Here is a 16,649-nt window from a genome sequence, read left to right as displayed (position 1 = left end):
TTCGAGACAGTGAGAGCTGAGTCCTCGTCTTCCCTGATGGGAAGCCTTTTCTCAGGTCGGGGGGCCCCCTGGGGCACCACCCCCAGGGGCCCCACCCGACAGCTGACGCTGCGCCCTCCAAGGCTCAACTTCAGCTCGTTGAATGTAACGGTGATCCCTACCAACCCATTCCCTATTTCTAGGGAATCAGACCCCTACTGTCGAGTAATTCCAACGCGTAGGGGATTCCCCCGGCCGTCGCTGTGCTTCACCGCGACGGTACGGAATCCTTAGACCAAGGGTGACGTTCCCGGCTCCACCGGAACCTGCTATATCCTGCTCGATCAAGAAGGTCACCCATTTCCGCGGGCCCACACCACCCGCTCAGGTTGATCTTTTTGAGCTCCACCCGACAACTGATGCTGCGCCCTCCAAAAGCTTCAACGACGAAGTGGATAAAAGAATGACCCCGTGGTTCCTTCTTGCCGCGGTCGCGATAGTCGCGATCGTCTGCGTGGTCGTGATCTACGCGATCAAGCACCTCTCCTCCACCCCGGTCCGCATCGCCGCGGTCATCGCGGCCATCGCGACGCTCGTCGGCGTCTTCCCGCGAGTCATCGACTCGCTCCGCCCGGACCCTGTCCCCGTCCAGGCCCCGGTCGAAGCGCCAGTCTCTCCCTCAGTCAGCACCAGTTCCTCGGCCGTGCAGAGCGGTCCCGCTGACATCCCGCCGGTCGCCACGACCGGAACGGTCGTCAGCTGATGGGCCGGGCCGGGGACTTCTCCTCGCGCATGTCGCTGGTGCTGGGCGGCTCGATCTACAACCGCAACGACGAGACAGGCAGGATCAGGCACGAGCTCTCCGGACCCCGTGCCCTGCGCTCCCTCGTCGAGATGAACCCTTTCGTCTCGCAGATCAGCCTTCTGCACCGGCAGGAGCTTCTCGGAAGCGTTCAGGTGAGGACGCATCAGCGCAAGCAACAGCTGAGGGGCAGCAGCAGCTCGACCGTGCACATCGTGCTCAGCGGGTGCGTGATTGAAGAGCCGGTGTACGGCGACACCGCGACCACCCGCATCCACGGTGCCGGGGCCGTGCTCGGGGATATTGAGGTGCTAAGCCCAGACGTGCACACCCCAACCACCCGTTGCCTCAACACCACCGCGACGCTTAGCGTTTCGCTGGAGCGCATGCGCTTGATCGCAGACGGCCAGCCCTCCGTCGCCATGGCGATCGGACAGGCCGTCGCCGAGCGCATCGCGGTCGGCGAGAAGATATACAACCGGCACGCGCTGCCCACCGAGCAGCGACTGGCCGGCCTGTTCACCTACCTCCTCGAGCACTGCTCGGTGCCGAGCCCTGACTACGGCCGGATGCTGGAGGGACCGTCGCAGACCGACCTTGCGGGTGCACTCTCCATCAGCCGCGGCACCATCGAGAACGCCGTGCGAGCACTGCGCGAGCGAGGGCTGCTGGTCACGGGCTACCGGACGTACGAATTCCCCTCTGAACGGAAGCTGGCCGAGGTGGGTAAGGTACGTATCCCCCGACAGATGGTTACCGGCCAAGCGAGCGAAACAATTTAACTCGAACATCCGAACAGAAAAGGAAGTACCCCCGATGATCGATCATTGGGGGTCTACTTATTTGCTCGGGACATTGATCGTGGTCTAGACCCTGGTTGATTTTATGTGTGAAATCTTCGGGGTCAAGAAAAAGGCCGGTCCAAGGAAATTCAAGGGCGAATTGAATCAGTTCAGGTTAAAAGCCCTTGATGTCTTGTGATCCGTATCACTATCGAGTTCAGATGGGCCTGTCGGCCTTCCCTCCTCGGGCTTCTCCCTGTGCGCGCACCTGTCCAACCTCTTGAAGGACGGCACGCCGGACCGGTCAGGGTGTTGCCGTTCCCTTACCAAGAGTCCGCCGGCATCTCGGCTCCGACGCAACCCCCTGGTCCTCGTCGTACTCCTGCGGATGTGCGCCGGTGGGTACGCGTCGGCCGCGACAGCACAGTCCAACGCGCCCGCGCCGGGTATGACCGGGTCAGAAGCTGCACTCTGACCCTGGTCGGCGAGGACGAGGCGCTGGCGGAGGCAGCGCACGAACTCGAATTCTGACCAGCCAGGCATCGCCGCCGCCGACTGCGGCCGGTTGAGCCGAAGAACGACAGTGGTCACACAGGCAGCCTTGTTGTCACCAAGCGGCGGTGGTGCCTTTGCCAGCGGCTCTACTCGGGTGGCGAGAGGCTGAAGCGGCCGTCTCTCCCGAGGCGCGCTGCGCGAGGCGCTCACGCAGTCGGGTCCGCCGGTTGATCGCGGCGTCGAGGGCGGCGAGCCTGCGGCCGACAACCCTGGAGGTGGAGACGCCGGGTTCGGCAGAGCCACACCGCGGCGGCGGGTCCTGGGCGAGTAAATGGAGGCGGTCGGCGCAGCTGCGCAGGTCCTCGATGGTGAGTCCGAAGGTCAGCAGGTCGCCGATGATGCGGACCGACGAGCAGCGTTTCGTCAGCCGTCGCTTCATCGTCGGCACAGGCTGGACGGTGCCTGCCGCACCTTCACCGTTCGGCAGGTAGCGGTGACCCACACCAGCGTGACGGGTACGGGTACGGGTACGTACCCGTACTCTGGAGGAATGGAAAGGAGCACGACCATGTCCGATGCCAATATCCGTATCCCCGAAGAGGCCAAGGACCGGCTCGCCGCGATCGCAGCCGCTGAGGGGCTGTCGCTGCGCGCGTATCTGGCTCGTCTGGCCGAGACCATGCTCACCCCGGCCGAGCGCGCCGAGCGTGCCGAGAAGGCCCTCGCCGCACTGAAGGAGTGGAACGGCTACGCCCCCACCCCGGCCGAGCAGGACGACCTGGACAGTGAGCTGGACCGGCGCCTGGCCCAGGTGACGAGCCGGTGACCGACGCCATGCATATCGTCCTGGACGAAACGGCGATGGCCGCAGCGGGTCAGGGCAACGTCCTCGCGTCCCGTCTCATCCACCGGGCCCACGCCGAATCCGGCTGGTTCCTGTACGCCCCGGCGTGTGCGCTCGTCGAAGCCGACCGCGCACGGCCCGGCACAGCCGAGCACCTGGCCGCACTGCCGGGTATCACCGTCCTGGACCTGGATCTGGCTGCGACCCTGGCCCTCGCCCGGCAAGAGACATGGGCTGCGGCCCACAGCCAGTACGCAGCGCAGCCCACACCCGACCGTCCCGACGGAGCGATCATCGCCACCACTGCCCCGAAGCGGTGGCAGGGCGAGCCGGTCCGCGTACTGGACCTCAACGCCTGATCCAGCCCCGCCGTCTGAACGGCACTCCCCAAGGCGTGCTCTGCGGGCGGTGCCACCTTTGCGCGTGCACTGCCCGGTTGGGGGCGCTCGGAGGGCGGCCCCCACAGTTCCGCTCGACGTCATGAGCTCCGGGGGCCGCCAGTTGTCGCCTCGGCACCGCAGGCTGCGCGCTCCGGGCACTCGAGGCAGTGGCTGTGGCCAGTGCTGGGCTTGTTGCTGCAGTTTCGGCAGCGGTTCCCCGCCATGCCTTCTCCCCGGCGGGCGTGGGAGGCAGGAAGATCCCGCACCCTGGCCAGGATGTCGGCCCTCAGCCAGGCCGGTCTGAGGGGATGCAGATCTGGCACGCCTCAATGTCAGGCTCCGCCGGCGGGACCGTACCAGCTGCACATCGTCACGAACGTGCAGTAGGCCGAGCAGCGACAGTCACGCCTGGGTGTAACTGTCGCCGCATCCTTCGGGCTGCTGGCCGCGGTGAAGTGAAGTCACTCCTGGAGTGCGTCGCCAGCCGGCGGCAGAGGGCGTGCGACGAACGACCCGAGCCCGGGTTCCGTGTAGATCAGTCCGTCCTCGCGCAGCGCCCGGTGCACCTTCTGCCCGGTCGCCGCGGCGATCCCGAACTCGGCCTGGAGCTGTAGCACCGACGGCACGCGGGTGCGCGGCGCGTAGGTGCCGTCCGCGATCCGTTGCCGGATCACTTCGGCGACCTGGCGCCACCGTGGCTGGTCAGGAGCAAATTCGATCACCCGGCCAAGCTAGGCAGGGCATAGCGCATCACGCGAGATATGACATACCTGGCATGCCGTAGCACGCTATGATGCAGTCACATGAAGACCCTCCCCGCGGCCCGATGGCACGGCCCCGGGGGTGTGCACACCGGCAGTGGGAGCTGATGACGTGCCTGAGAACACCGGCCCAATGGCGGCCGAGCGCAGGGCCGAAGACGCCGCCGTCCAGACCGCATACAGCGGGTTCATCCGCCACACCCAGGCGTGCACCGAGTGCCGCACGGGAGGCATGGACTGCGCGGACGCCAGTGAGCTGCGGCGGGTGTACCGGGTGGCGAAGCGGCGCGCGGGGGAGGGCCGATGATCTGCGACCGCCCGATGACTCCGGCCGAGACGGAGACCCGCGACATGCCTGGCGAAGTCCGGCACAGGCTGCACGCTCTACCTCCACAGGGGCCGCTGCCCCGTGCCTGCGGGGCTCGTAGAGTCATTGCCGCAGGTCGGGATGGTAGAGCGTTCTCGGCTGGGACCATGTCGGCGTGATCATCTCGATGTTGTACGAGGTGGCCCGCAGGCTGCTGTCCGTCCCCCGGGGTGCTGCTGCGCCGCGACACCGATAAGGAAGCCGAGTTGCTCGTTCCTGCGGCATGGGAATGCGGTGCTGCGCCGTCGGCTCGCCCGCCGGGTCCGTTACGAGCCGGCGGACCGGTTCTGGTTGGCTGTGCTCTCCAGCCTGATGCCCCGTTGCCGCTGGCACGAGGTCTTCGCGGTTGCTCCCGGGACCCTGTTGGCCTGGCATCGCAGGTTCATCGCGGCGAAGTGGGACTACGGCGCCCGGCGCGCCCGCACCGGACGGCCGCCGATCAGGGCAGCGCTCAAGAAGCTGATCCTGCGGCTCGCTCGAGAGAACGCATGGTGGGGGGCACCGGCGGATCCAAGGCGAGCCGGCCCGACTCGGACACCCCATCGCCGCATCCACGGTATGGAGGATCCTCCACGCGGCGGGCATCGACCGGCTCCATGCCGCGCCGGCCCGACCTGGCGGGAGTTCCTCACGAACCAGGCCCAGGGCATCATCGCCGTCGGCTTCTTGCATATCGACACTGTCCTTGGCAGACGCCTGCACATCGCCGGTATCACCGCGCACCCCACCCGGGAGTGGGCAGTGCAACAGGCGCGGAACCTGACCGCCGGCCTCTGCACGCGCATGGAACCCCTGCGCTTCCTCCTACGTGACCGCGACGGCAAGTACGGCCGGTCCTTCGACGCCGTCTTCGAGGCCGAGGGGATGGAGATCCTCAAGAGTGCAGCGCGAGTTCCTCGGATGAACGCCCACTGTGAGCGGGTGATCGGCACCTTCCGGCGTGAGGCCCTTGACCGTGTCCTCATCATGAACGAGGCCCACGCCCGGCACGTCCTGGCCGCCTACGAGCGGCACTACAACGAGCACCGCCCCCACCGAGTATGCAACCAACTACCTCCGGGCGCCGACCAGCAGCCCATCACCGTGCACGACCTCGAAGTCCGCAGACTCCTGCGCACCCGCATCCTCGGCGGCGCCGTTAACGAGTACCGCTATGCGGCTTGACCTGCAGCAACGACTTTCCGAGCCCCACAGGCTCTGGAACATCATGCCGATGACCGGACCCTGGCCGATGACCTGCGCCTGGCCGGCTTTGAGGCCCGGCCCGATCAGCCTCGTCCTTGAACATAGCCGCCGACGCTCACGGTGCGGGCTTCAGCCGCCGGTGCCCCGGTGCTTGATCTTGATCCAGTCACGGGAGCGGCGCCCGGGCAGGTAGGGGCTGGTGAGACGTTTGGCGATCACCCCGTCGTAGCCCTCGTGGACACTCTCTTCCAGGGCCTGGGCCGCCATGGCGGGCCAGGCCGCGGGGACGGCGATGTGGGGTCCGGCCAGGGCGAGGTCGTCGAGGAGATCGCGGCGGGCGGTATAGGGCAGCTGCACCACCGGCTCCCCCAGATACAGGATGTCGTAGAGCATCAGCTGGACGGGCAGGTCCTCTTGGGCGTGGGTGACGGCGTTGGGGTGGTGCAGGCTCATGCGCTGCTGCAGCCGCTGAACCGACGGACGCCCCTCTCCGTCCAGCGTGAGGATCTCCCCGTCCAGGACCGCCTCCAGGCCCGGCAGCAGCGGGCCCAGCGCCTGCAGCTCGGGGTACTGGCCAGTGACGTCCAGCCCGGTGGCTGACAGCAGCCGCACGGTGCCGTCCCCGGGCAGATGGGCGATCACCCGGGCCCCGTTCCACAGCGTCTCGAACGCGTACTCGGCCTCCCTCTTTGGTCTCGGCAGCGGGCCCGCCACCGCCAGCATCGGCGACAGCGGCGGCAACTCAGACGCACCGTGAGCGCCGGAAGACGGCTGCACGCTCATCTCTCCAGCCTGCACCCTGCAGCCGGCCTCGACCAGTTGCCCTGGCGGCCGCACCGCCGGATGGGACAGCCACACCGGTACCTGTGCCCAGATGGACCTCTCCGCCGACGGCCTCCCCTTGGCGGTATGTCCCGGAATGTGTTCTTCGTCGGTTGGTGGTTTGCTGCTCGATGGCGGCGGCGGACCGGCTTTCAGGTTCGGCGCCTGGCCGTGTCCACCCGCAAGGCTCAAGGAGGAGTCCCGCATGTCCGTCTACACCCCCCAGCAGATCAGTCAGCCCCAGACCCAGCAGCCGTTCGGCCAGCAGCAGCCCTGGGGGCAGCAGGGTCAGCGGCAGCAGCAGTTCGGCCAGCAGATCGCCGGGTCGCAGCAGCAGCTCGCGCAGGTGGTTCAGCAGTCGATCCAGCAGGCCTGCCAGCAGGCGAGCCAGCAGGTGGCACAGCGCATGCAGCAGACGCTGCAGCAGATCCAGCAGGTCCAACAGCAGCTGCAGCAGCAGGGCTTGGCCCACCAGGCGCACCCGTACCTGGCTGTCGCACTGCAGCACACCCTGCACCAGGGCGTGCGCAGCGCTGTGGAGCAGTCCGTGCAGCAGGCGCTGCCTATCGCGATCCTGACGCTGGTGCAGCAGAGCCAGCAGGGCCAGCAGGGCCAGCAGGGCCAGCAGGGCCAGCAGGGCCAGCAGGGCCAGCAGCAGTTCGGCCAGTTCCCGGGCCTGCAGCCGCAGGGCCAGATGGGACAGGGCGGCCAGTTCCCGGGGCTTGACCAGGGGCAGGGCATGTTCGGGCAGCAGCCGCAGTACGGGCAGCTGTCGCCTCTGGGCATGTAACAGCCCCTCGCGCCGGGCGGCGAGGCGCCGCAGTGACGGGCTGTGTGGTGGGGGCGAGGTGCCGCTCCCACCACACAGCAACTTGTGCGACGTGATGTGACAAGTGAAGCAACCCTTGAGTGTGAGATGGCGGTTTGTGTGATGAGTGAGCAAGGCGGCGGTGTGAAGCCGGGCAACGGCGGTAACGGCAAGGGCAAGGCCCAGGCGCAGAAGGCCGCGGCGACACAGCCGAGCGAGGCAGCGGACGGTACGGGTGAGCCGGCCGGACGCCTCGGCGGGGAGGCACAGGCGCTCGGATATACCCAGGGCCGGGGGGTTAGGGCGGGCTGGGGCCGGTATCTGGTGGCGCCGCGCCCGATGGGCATGCTGAGCGGCGGGGTGCCACCGATCGAAGCGGCCGCGCTGTTCGCCCTGCTCGAGGAAGACCCCGACGTGGAACCGGTGGCACAGCTGCGCCCGTCCCGTCCCCGGGGCTTGGGGGCGATCACGGAGCCGCATCCGGCCTGCCCTCCGGTCGCGGTGGTCGCGATGCCCGAGCAGCGGGCCCGCGCTTTGGCGGCGAACCCGCAGGTAGTCGTGGAGATCGACCAGCCCCTCGCCTACACCCCCACCCCAACGATCAGCGCCGACATGGGCACTGCGGTGCCGGTGGTGGACCCGATGCTCGCCATCACCCTGGAGGAGCCCGGAACGGTCAGGCTGCGGGTGGTGGGCGGTGACGGTCAGGCGGTGGCCGGGGCGCACGTGTGGGCGATCGACAGCAGTATTCCGGTGCACGGGGTCACGGGCCGCGACGGGCAGGTGAGCCTGACGCTGGCGGCGGGCACGTCGGACACCCTCCAGGGGCTGTATGTGCGGCCCGTCAGCGGCTACTGGCCGCTGCGGACCGGCCGCCCCGATCTCACCGAGGGCGGGGAGGCGGTGGTGGAGGTACAGGCCCTGGCGGAGACGTTCGAGGGCTTCCCCGGCCGGGCGCTGACGGGCTGGGGGGCGCAGGCGATGCGGCTGCACCAGATCCCGCCGACCTACCGCGGTCACGGTATCAAGGTCGCCCTCATGGACTCGGGGGTGAACACCGCCCACCCCGACCTCAAAGAGAGCGTCCGGCACGGCCACGACTTCACCACCACCGTCGGCGGCGCCGGGGACGGCACGTGGGGGCGGGATGCTACCGGTCACGGCACCTGGTGCGCGGGAGTGATTGCGGCGGCGGACAGCCGCACCGGCATCACCGGGATCGCGTCGGAGGCCGAGCTGCACGCGCTGAAACTGTTCCCGGGCGGGCACGTCAGCGACCTGCTCCGCGCGGTCGACTACTGCGTCACGCATGACATCGACATCGCCCAGATCAATCTCGCCTACGCGTTTCCGTCGCAGCTCATGGCGTGGAAGCTGCTGGACGCGCACGCGGCCGGGATCACGGTCATCGCCCCCGCCGGCGACACCGCCGGCCCCCTCACCCAGCCCGCCGCCCTGCCCGGGGTCCTCGTGGTGGGAGCACTCGCACACACCGGCACCTACCCGCCCACCGCCCCTCTCGCGGCGGTGCAGCCGCCATGGCCCGGACCCTATCCGGCGCCGTTCACCCCCACCTGGCCGGGGGTGGACCTGGTCGCACCGGGCGCGGCGGTCATCACCACCGCACTGGGAGACGGCTACACCCCTGCCGACGGCACCGCAGTCGCCGCCGCCCACGTCACCGGCCTCGCCGCCCTGCTCCTCGCCCACCACGACCATCTGCGCACCCAGGTCATGCCCCGCATCCCGGCCCGCGCCGACCACCTGTACACCCTGCTGGGCACCGCCTGCCGGCCCCTGCCGGGCGCCGATCCGGCCCGCGTGGGTGCCGGGATCGCGGACGCCCCCACCGCCCTCGGCATCCCCGCCAGCTGGCAGCAGGATTACCGGTCCGAGCAGATGTCCGCAGAGGCCGGAGCCTACCCCCGCAGCTGATCTCGGCGTTTATCCTCGCAGGTCACCCGACCTGCTGATCTGCGGTTCTTCCCGGGACAACAGGGGCGGCCGTTCTCCACGCTTCGAGATGTCGAGTCCACGAAGCACGAGAGAACGGCCGCTGCGTATGAGTCTCCCGGTCGACGCGCCCGCAAGTGACGCATTGGGCATCTTGTCCCGCTTTCGGGTCGAGTTCTACGAATGCCTCTACGCCCGCCGGGACGCGCTCTTCGAGCTCACGGACGCAGTGTTGTGCGCGGACGGGCCGGTGAAGACCCTGGTCGAGCTGTCGCTGGCGGTCGAGCACCGGCGCGGGCACGGCGCGCTCTACGCGGCTTTGGGCCGCGGTTGGCTGGAGCCGACGCGGTTGCGCCGCACGCTGGCCGGCCTGCCTCTGCCGAAGGCGGCCGACGGGCGGATCGTGCTGGCCGTGGACGTGAGCAACTGGCTCCGCCCCGATGCCCCGACCAGCGACGATCGGCTGTTCTGCCACGTCTATGGACGTGGCGACCGCAAGACGGACCAGTTCGTGCCGGGCTGGCCGTACTCCTTCGTCGCCGCGCTGCGGTGCAGGAGCCGTCCTTCGTCCCGACGACGGATCCCGAAAGCACCACACTGCCGTCCGTCTCCAGCACGTCCACGGCAGGGCCTTCGTCGCAGGCTCCGTGTGTGGCCACCACCGTGACGGACCGGCCGTCGCCGGCCACCTCGGCCAATCCGCCGAGCGGCGCCAACGTGTCGGTGGGCACCCCCCGGCCGGCCCGATCGGCGGCTGGGGGAGCTCCGAGGGACTGAGGGCAACCCGCCCCACAGGCAGAAACGCGCCACCGCGCGCCCCCTTCCAAGCGGCGCGCGATCGGAGTGCAACTCTCTGATTGCACCCGAAGAGTCAATGTGCAACTCTGTGGTTGCATCCAATGGCGGTGAAGGAGCCCCTTATGAGCGAGGACCGGATCGAGCGCGAAACCCTGATCGCGGCACCCCTGGAGCGGGTCTGGTCGCTGGTGGCCCAACCCGGGTTCTGGGTGGCCGACAAGGCGAGCCTGCCCGGCACGATGGCCAAACAAGGTGAGTCGATGGTGGCGAAGAACGCAGAGCACGGCGACTTCCCGGTGCGGGTGGAGAAGGTCGAGCCGCCGACGTACCTCGCGTACCGCTGGACCAGCGCGTTCCCCGGAGAAGAGCTGCGCGAGGACAACAGCACCCTCGTGGAGTTCACGTTGACCCCGGAAGGCGACCAGACGCGGCTGCGCGTCGTCGAGAGCGGGTTCGCGGCGCTGGCCGGGTCCCAGGAGCTGCGCAGTCAGAATCTGAAGGACCACAGCGCAGGCTGGCCCCTGGAGCTCGACGCGCTCAAGACGCGCGCCGAACAGCTCTCCCCGTGACGGAAGAACGTCCCGGCGCCGCCGAGGCCGTCGACAGCGTCCTTGCCGCACTCGCCGACCCGACCCGACGTCAGCTGCTCGAACTGCTCGCCGCCCAGGACGAGGTCACCGCGACGACACTCGCCGCACGGCTTCCCGTCTCGCGGCAGGCGGTGGTCAAGCACCTCGCCGTCCTGGACGCCGCCGGGCTGGTTTCCGGCAGCCGGGTCGGACGCGAGGTGCGCTACACGGTACGGCCCGCGGCGCTGGACGCGACGGCGCGGTGGATGGCCGCGCTGGCGGCCGACTGGGATCGGCGGTTGGCGAAGATCAAGCGCGTCGCCGAGGCGGCGGAGCTGGACGCGCGCTCGGCACGACCCGACTGAAAGGAAGCAGATCATGGACACGACAGCACTTCGCAGCGCCTACGACAAGTTGCTCGATGCGGCGGCAAACCCCGACCTCGGCGAAGGCGCCGACGGAGGATGGAGCGCCGATCAGATCTTGGCCCATCTCCTCAGCGTCGACGCCGCGACCGCGGCGGTGGCTCTTGGCGTCGTCGCCGGCTCGCGCCCCACCTTCGACAACCGGATCTCCCTCGACACCTGGAATCTTGACCGGATCATTGCCGAGCACTCGGGCCGGGCGGAATTGATTGATCATGTCCGGAGCCAAGCCGCGGTTCTCTGCGACATCGCCGATCAGCTCAATGAGAAAGCCGCCGCGGTTCTGGTGCCGACGATCCTCCTGTCCAACGACGCGCTTGTGCTGGACCAGCCGGTTCCGGTGGCAGGCCTCATCGATGGCCTCGCCGAGAATCACGTGCCGGTGCATACCCAACAGCTCCTCGACCTTCGCGTCGCCGTCCCTGGGAACACCTGAAAGGCAGCGAACGACGCCCGGCTGCCGGGGGTCCGTAGCGCATTACTCATCTTGGCACCCGTGTCCTACAGGGCACTGTGCCAAGTACTTCGGACGCCCCTTCGCACTGGCGTGATCACCTTCGTGGTGGTCAGGCGGCCATCCGCAGCCGCCCGGCGGCCCCGCTCTTGGGCGGCTCCATGTCCAAGTGCCACGTGCCGAAGCGGCGGATCTTGCTGGTGATGTACGGCGTGACGGTCGCCAAGTCCACCGGGGCGACATCCCAGCCCTCCTCGATGAGGTCGTTGACGACCTTCGTGATGTCTTGAGCCGTGTGGAAAATAAGGCAGTTCGCGAGCAGCTCGTTGAACTTGATGATCTTTTCTTGATGCTCAGGGTCGTTGTCCTGCAGCAGGTCCGAGGCGAACATCAGCCAGTTGCTGAACTTGTGGAACGCCTCGACCTTGTTCGTCATCGCCTGGATCGACTCCCGCAGCTCCGGTTCCGAGAGGAACCTGAGCAGCACGATGGTGCGAATCACGCGTCCCAGCTCGCGGTACGCCTGGTAGATGCGGTTGCGGCGGGACTCGTTGCCCAGTCTCCGCAGCAGTGCGGCCGAGGAGAGCTTTCCCTCGCGGATGGAGAGCACCACCCGCATGAGGTCTTCGAAATGGTTCTCGATCAGCCGCCAGTTGATGACGTCCTTCTCCGGGTCGCCGAACAGCGGGGTGTACGTCGCCGGTACCCACTCGTTGCCGCGGTGGCGCATGGCCTGGCAGAACTCCAGTGCCTGGAGCACCTCGTCGTCGGTGGAGGTGGCCACCATCTCCAACACCTCTGTCAGGTCCAACAAGACCTTGCGGTGGCTGTGGAAGTGGCGCCGCATCAGCGGCGCGTAGTTGTCGCGGTGGTGCGCGGATACCAGCTCATGATCCTCGGACAGCTCGGCCAGGCCGCCGGCCTTCTCCAGCCGCCCCAGCACCGCCTCACCGCACTCGGCGTGCACCTGGTTCCGCTTGCGGGCGCTGGTGGGCAGGGTGACGGACTCGCCGTCGAAGCTGACCGCGTCCTTGGCCGCCTCCAGCACCTTGCCGAGCACCGCAAGCAGCCGCTCGGACTCCGCCCGGTGCCGCTCACGGATCTTCTCCAGGTCCTCCTTGGCCTTCTTCGTGACCGACGACATGCGCTTGCACAGCATCGTCACCAGCTCGTCGCGGGCCCGCACCTTCGTCATGTGCAGCAGGTTCGCCAGCAGCGCGAGCGGCTTCACCACGCCGACCTTGGACATCTCCGCGGCGTCCAGGACCTTCGCCTGTCCGGCAAAGTGCTCCACTTTCCCCGGCGGCACCCCGTCGAGCCACTTCGCCGTCAGCCCCAGCAGCTCCGGGGAGTCCAGGTGCTTCAGGTGCTCGCGCAGATGGGAGACCGTCGGTGCCTTCGCCGGCCGCTTGAGCTCGTCGAAACTTGCTGCGCGAGCCCGCCACCACCCGCAGCAGCGCGAGCAGCCGGGCCTGCTCGACCTCGTCCATGTGCGAGACGACCCGTGCGAAGAAGTCCTCGTTCGCCTCGGTTCTGATCGCCGAGGCCATCTCGTCCAGCGTGCTGTACCCGGGCAGCTCCAGGCGGGCCTTGACCAGCTTCTCCAGCGCCACGTTGATCAGGTCCGCCGGGTTGTCCTTGGTCTGCACCGCCTCGTAGATCGCCGCAGCGCTGATCTTGCGGGCCTTCTCCTTGTCGTAGACGACCCCGAGCCGCTCGCGCACGATCGTGCGGTGATGCCGCAGCATACGGGCGGAGTCGTGCGTGGGTGCCACCTCCTCGCCCAGTCCCAGCAGATCGCGCACATGCTCGACCACCAGCGCCGGAACCTCGGCCAAGTCCGGGAAGCAGCCCAGTTTCTGGTAGCTCTTCAGCAGTACCACCAGCGCCAGAAGATGCTCCGCCGAGCGAGCCTTTCCCCGCGCCCACGCCACCTCGGACGGTCCTGGGGTGAACGACTCATGCAACTCGCGAGAGGAGATCGTGCGCTTGAACCGCGGGTACGCGGTACGTTCCACCGAAACCATGCGCCGCATGGTCCCGACCCGTCACCCGGACGGAGCGCACGCGTTTCACGCCCTACGGCTGGTAGACCCATCGCCACCTGGGAAGACACCAGGTGAACCGCCTCTGCCACGTTCAGCCGGACGGAGCACCCCCACTGGCCTATTGCCTCTTTCTGGCGTATTCCGGCTGACCTCCAGACAGGCCGGGCAGGCGGTGACGCTCAGCGGGTCGAAGAACTGCTGAGCCTCGCCCAGCATGCCGAGCTTGAGGAGGTCATCCGCGTACTGCGCGCGCAGCGGCATCAGCCGCGCGAGGGTGGTGGTGCTGCTCGCTGTCGTTGGGGCCGGAGCGGTTCCTCGAACGGAATGTGCGGCGGTAGGTGCCCGGAGGCACGCCGACCGTGCGGTTGAAGTGGCGGCGCAGCGTTGTGGCGGTGCCCATGCCGGTGGCTGTCGCGATGGTCTCGACGGTGTCGTCGGTGGTCTCCAGTAGTTCCTGGGCGTGGCGGATCCGCTGAGTCAGCAGCCATTGCAGTGGGGTGGTGCCGGTCACCGCCCGGAAGTGGCGGCCCAGGTTGCGCGAGCTCATGCGCGCCTTGCAGGCGAGGTCCTCGACGGTCAGCGGCTGGTCGAGCCGTTCGAGCACCCAGGGGAGGAGTTCGGCGAGCGGGTGGTTGTCCGGGGCGGGGACCGGGGTGGTCACGAACTGGGCTTGGCCGCCGTCGCGGTGCGGCGGCACGACCAGGCGGCGGGCAAGCGTGTTGGCGATCGACGAGCCGTGGTCGAGGCGGACGAGGTGCAGGCAGAGGTCCATGGCGGCGGCTTTGCCGGCGGAGGTGAGCACGCTGCCGTTGTCCACGTAGAGGACGTCCGGGTCCACCTTGACCTGGGGGTAGCGGGCGGCAAGGGCTTGGGTGTGTCCCCAGTGCGTGGTCGCACGGAGCCCGTCCAGCAGGCCGGCGGCGGCCAGCACGAACGCGCCCGTGCAGAGGGAGACCACGCGTGCGCCGGCATCGCGGGCCGCGCGCACCGCGTCGACCAGGTCGGCGGGTGGGGCCTCATCGACGTCGGCCCAGCCTGGGACGATCACGGTGTCGGCGTGCGGGAGCTGGTCGAGGCCGTGATCGGGCTCGAGCAGGAACCGGCCGGCCCGCACGGGGCCCGGCCCGCAGACGACGACGCTGTACCAGGGGCCTGCTACGCCGGCCGGGGCGGAGCCGAAGACCTCGTATGCCATGGCCAGCTCGAGGTGGAGCATCCCATCGGTGACTGCCAGTGCGACAGTATTCATGTCCGGAATTGTACGGGGCGTGGCGTTCCGGACACTCGTGGCAGGCGCCCGCCCTCGTCAGGATGTCCGTGACAGATCGCAGCAGACCATTCGAGTACGGGGGAGAACCCATGGGATCGGGACTCACGGTGGCGGTGTTCGGCGCGTACGGGCACACCGGGCGCTTCGTGGTGGCACAGTTGCGGGATCGCGGATTCATTCCGCTCCTCTCCGGCCGCGACGCCGACAAGCTGCGCGCCCTGGCGTCCGAGTCCGGACTCGACGCCCGCCCGGCGTCGGTCGATGACCCGGCCTCGCTCGACCGCGCACTGGCCGGCGCGGCGGCCGTGATCAACTGTGCCGGGCCCTTCGCCACGACGGCCGCCCCCGTGATCGAGGCGGCCCTGCGCGCCGGGATCCCCTACGTGGATGTGGCGGCCGAAATCGAGGCAAACGCCGACACGTTCACGCACTTCACGGACCGTGCCCGCGCCACGGGAGCGGTGATCGTCCCGGCGATGGCCTTCTACGGCGGCTTCGGCGACCTGTTGGCCACCGCGGCGATGGGCGACTGGACGGCGGCCGACGAGGCGCACATTGCGTACGGACTGAGCAGCTGGCAGCCCACCGCCGGGACGCGCACGGCGGGCGCGGTTTCCCGGCAGCGGCGGGGCGGCGGTCGCGTCGTGTACACGAACGGGCGGCTGGAGCACCGCCATGACAGCCCGCCTACCCTGGAGTGGCCCTTCCCCGACCCGATGGGCCCCCGCGCGGTCATCGGGGAGTTCACGATGGCCGACGTCGTCACCATTCCCAGCCACCTGTCCATACCCGAGGTGCGCACCTACATGACGGTCGAGGCGGCCAGGGAGGTGTCGGCCCCGGACACTCCGACGCCGACCGCGATCGACGCGCTCGGGCGGTCCGCGCAAACCTTCCTCGTCGACGTCGTTGTGCGCTCCGGGGACACCGAACGGCGCGCTGTGGCCAGGGGTCAGGACATCTACGCCGTCACCGCGCCGCTCGTGGTGGAAGCGGTCGACCGCATCCTCACGGGACGGACTAGGACGGTCGGCGTAGCCTCCGCCGGCGAGATCTTCGACGCGCCCGACTTCCTCCGCGCACTGTCCCCGCACGTGACCCTGGAGCAGTACTCGTAGCAGGTCGGCCACTCACCCGGCACGCCCAGGCCCGCACCTCGATCCATCCTGGGCAAGGACCGACACGCCGTCAAAGTTCGGGTTCTGGCTCACATTCCGTGGAGCGGAGACGGAGAGTCAGATCTTCGGAGCCATGCGATGGCGGTTCGGATGGGCTCGAAGTCGAGGCGAGGTGAGTTCAAGGGCCCGGTTGTCGCGTCCGGCGCTCATGTGGTTGAGCCAGCGTTCGTACCAGTCGAGGAAGTCGCTGGCGGAGGAGACGTTGGGGCCCCAGTACCCGTCGCTGTTACCAACGAGGACGCGGCCGGTGAGTGGACCGGTTACCGCGAGGACGCATACATCGCTGCAGCCCATTTCGATGATATGGAGGAAAAGGTCGCGTTCGTGTTCCCTGGGGTCTGCGGCGCCGAAGCCGCGGGGTGTCCCTGGTTCTCCGCGCGGATTCATGACCAGCAGGGAACACCGTTCCAGCGGCATGAGGCCGTAGAACGGTGCCGCGCCTGAGCCGCCGATGTGCGTGAGGAACTGCCGATAGGCGTCAGGAAGTGCGATGTCATGTTCGGCCTCAAAGGCAGCGAGGCGTGCTTCCGCCGGCTTCGGACCGAGGAAGAACGTGTGTTGTTCTTCCCCGAAGGAGTGGCTGCGCAGTGGCTGGAACGGGATCGCGGCCAGCTTGCGACGCAGGCGAGGTATGCGGGGATCCATGGTGCATCTTCTCTCGTCCCCATCACCCTATGGGTGGCTGTAGTCAGGGGCATGGGCCCAGGTTCCCGACGATCTCCTGGATCT

At 68.4% G+C, this 16,649-nt stretch carries 18 protein-coding genes and 2 pseudogenes; 13 read left to right on the top strand and 7 right to left on the bottom strand.

The genetic code is table 11. The features are described 5' to 3' along the window. Window positions 1-442 precede the first annotated feature (442 nt). Together ACWCP8_RS32395 and ACWCP8_RS32390 are read left to right on the top strand one after the other, a co-directional pair. Complete coding sequence (locus ACWCP8_RS32395) at window positions 443-742, top strand: hypothetical protein (RefSeq protein ID WP_451119758.1); 300 nt, start codon at window positions 443-445, stop codon at window positions 740-742. A gap of 29 nt (window positions 743-771) precedes the next feature. Then, on the top strand, window positions 772-1,563 hold the full coding sequence (locus ACWCP8_RS32390; RefSeq protein WP_451119756.1) for a Crp/Fnr family transcriptional regulator: 792 nt from the start codon (window positions 772-774) through the stop codon (window positions 1,561-1,563). A gap of 607 nt (window positions 1,564-2,170) precedes the next feature. On the opposite strand, the gene ACWCP8_RS32385 is transcribed toward ACWCP8_RS32390, so the two are convergent. Next, entirely contained in the window at window positions 2,171-2,497 is a 327-nt protein-coding gene (locus ACWCP8_RS32385; RefSeq protein ID WP_451119824.1) for a hypothetical protein, read from the bottom strand. Between the two features lie 129 nt (window positions 2,498-2,626). Here ACWCP8_RS32385 and ACWCP8_RS32380 point away from each other — a divergent pair, with 129 nt between their 5' ends. Together ACWCP8_RS32380 and ACWCP8_RS32375 are read left to right on the top strand one after the other, a co-directional pair. Next, window positions 2,627-2,884 (top strand): hypothetical protein, encoded by a 258-nt coding sequence (locus ACWCP8_RS32380; RefSeq protein WP_352271581.1) that lies wholly within the window; start codon window positions 2,627-2,629, stop codon window positions 2,882-2,884. 8 nt (window positions 2,885-2,892) lie between these two features. Beyond that, the gene (locus ACWCP8_RS32375) at window positions 2,893-3,261 is read left to right on the top strand and encodes a PIN domain-containing protein (protein WP_352271611.1); all 369 of its coding nucleotides are present in this window, start codon (window positions 2,893-2,895) and stop codon (window positions 3,259-3,261) included. A gap of 482 nt (window positions 3,262-3,743) precedes the next feature. Here the strand turns inward: ACWCP8_RS32375 and ACWCP8_RS32370 are convergent, their stop codons facing one another. After that, window positions 3,744-4,004 (bottom strand): GntR family transcriptional regulator, encoded by a 261-nt coding sequence (locus ACWCP8_RS32370; RefSeq protein ID WP_451119754.1) that lies wholly within the window; start codon window positions 4,002-4,004, stop codon window positions 3,744-3,746. 151 nt (window positions 4,005-4,155) lie between these two features. Between ACWCP8_RS32370 and ACWCP8_RS32365 the strand changes: the two genes are divergently transcribed. Both ACWCP8_RS32365 and ACWCP8_RS32360 read left to right on the top strand, forming a co-directional pair. Next, window positions 4,156-4,350: a hypothetical protein gene (locus ACWCP8_RS32365; protein ID WP_356007414.1), complete on the top strand. Its 195-nt coding sequence runs from the start codon at window positions 4,156-4,158 to the stop codon at window positions 4,348-4,350. Window positions 4,351-4,525: 175 nt separating this feature from the next. Then, window positions 4,526-5,574 (top strand): annotated as a pseudogene (locus ACWCP8_RS32360) (integrase core domain-containing protein). Between the two features lie 150 nt (window positions 5,575-5,724). Here ACWCP8_RS32360 and ACWCP8_RS32355 read toward each other — a convergent pair. Continuing rightward, complete coding sequence (locus ACWCP8_RS32355; RefSeq protein WP_352271584.1) at window positions 5,725-6,378, bottom strand: ATP-dependent DNA ligase; 654 nt, start codon at window positions 6,376-6,378, stop codon at window positions 5,725-5,727. Between the two features lie 244 nt (window positions 6,379-6,622). Here ACWCP8_RS32355 and ACWCP8_RS32350 point away from each other — a divergent pair, with 244 nt between their 5' ends. From ACWCP8_RS32350 to ACWCP8_RS32325, 6 genes and pseudogenes are all read left to right on the top strand, one after another. After that, window positions 6,623-7,207 carry a hypothetical protein gene (locus tag ACWCP8_RS32350; RefSeq protein ID WP_451119751.1) on the top strand — a complete coding sequence of 195 codons (585 nt, stop codon included), beginning with the start codon at window positions 6,623-6,625 and terminating at the stop codon, window positions 7,205-7,207. Between the two features lie 141 nt (window positions 7,208-7,348). Next, the gene (locus ACWCP8_RS32345) at window positions 7,349-9,160 is read left to right on the top strand and encodes a S8 family serine peptidase (protein WP_451119749.1); all 1,812 of its coding nucleotides are present in this window, start codon (window positions 7,349-7,351) and stop codon (window positions 9,158-9,160) included. A 127-nt stretch (window positions 9,161-9,287) separates the two neighbouring features. Continuing rightward, window positions 9,288-9,725, top strand: a pseudogene (locus ACWCP8_RS32340) (transposase); the annotation flags it as partial. 373 nt (window positions 9,726-10,098) lie between these two features. Then, window positions 10,099-10,545: an SRPBCC domain-containing protein gene (locus tag ACWCP8_RS32335; protein WP_451119747.1), complete on the top strand. Its 447-nt coding sequence runs from the start codon at window positions 10,099-10,101 to the stop codon at window positions 10,543-10,545. Continuing rightward, a complete protein-coding gene (locus tag ACWCP8_RS32330) occupies window positions 10,542-10,910 on the top strand; it encodes an ArsR/SmtB family transcription factor (protein WP_451119745.1) in 369 nt (122 codons plus the stop codon). Before ACWCP8_RS32335 ends, ACWCP8_RS32330 begins: the two co-directional genes overlap by 4 nt. Window positions 10,911-10,923: 13 nt before the next feature. Beyond that, entirely contained in the window at window positions 10,924-11,406 is a 483-nt protein-coding gene (locus ACWCP8_RS32325; protein WP_352271593.1) for a hypothetical protein, read from the top strand. A gap of 130 nt (window positions 11,407-11,536) precedes the next feature. Here ACWCP8_RS32325 and ACWCP8_RS32320 read toward each other — a convergent pair whose 3' ends face one another. From ACWCP8_RS32320 to ACWCP8_RS32310, 3 genes are all read right to left on the bottom strand, one after another. Beyond that, complete coding sequence (locus ACWCP8_RS32320) at window positions 11,537-12,154, bottom strand: Tn3 family transposase (RefSeq protein ID WP_451119822.1); 618 nt, start codon at window positions 12,152-12,154, stop codon at window positions 11,537-11,539. A gap of 364 nt (window positions 12,155-12,518) precedes the next feature. Further along, window positions 12,519-13,451, bottom strand: a complete 933-nt coding sequence (locus ACWCP8_RS32315; RefSeq protein ID WP_451119743.1) for a DUF4158 domain-containing protein — start codon at window positions 13,449-13,451, stop codon at window positions 12,519-12,521. 253 nt (window positions 13,452-13,704) lie between these two features. After that, window positions 13,705-14,721, bottom strand: coding sequence for a helix-turn-helix domain-containing protein (locus ACWCP8_RS32310; RefSeq protein WP_352271596.1), 1,017 nt, complete (start codon window positions 14,719-14,721; stop codon window positions 13,705-13,707). A 110-nt stretch (window positions 14,722-14,831) separates the two neighbouring features. Here ACWCP8_RS32310 and ACWCP8_RS32305 point away from each other — a divergent pair, with 110 nt between their 5' ends. Continuing rightward, entirely contained in the window at window positions 14,832-15,860 is a 1,029-nt protein-coding gene (locus ACWCP8_RS32305; RefSeq protein ID WP_451119740.1) for a saccharopine dehydrogenase family protein, read from the top strand. Window positions 15,861-15,977: 117 nt separating this feature from the next. Here the strand turns inward: ACWCP8_RS32305 and ACWCP8_RS32300 are convergent, their stop codons facing one another. Next, a complete protein-coding gene (locus tag ACWCP8_RS32300) occupies window positions 15,978-16,565 on the bottom strand; it encodes an SMI1/KNR4 family protein (RefSeq protein WP_451119738.1) in 588 nt (195 codons plus the stop codon). Window positions 16,566-16,649 lie beyond the last annotated feature (84 nt).

It is taken from the genome of Streptomyces sp. NPDC002206 (genome assembly GCF_053593595.1).
Note: the sequence above shows the minus strand (reverse complement) of the source record. Positions and strands in the feature narration are given on the sequence as shown.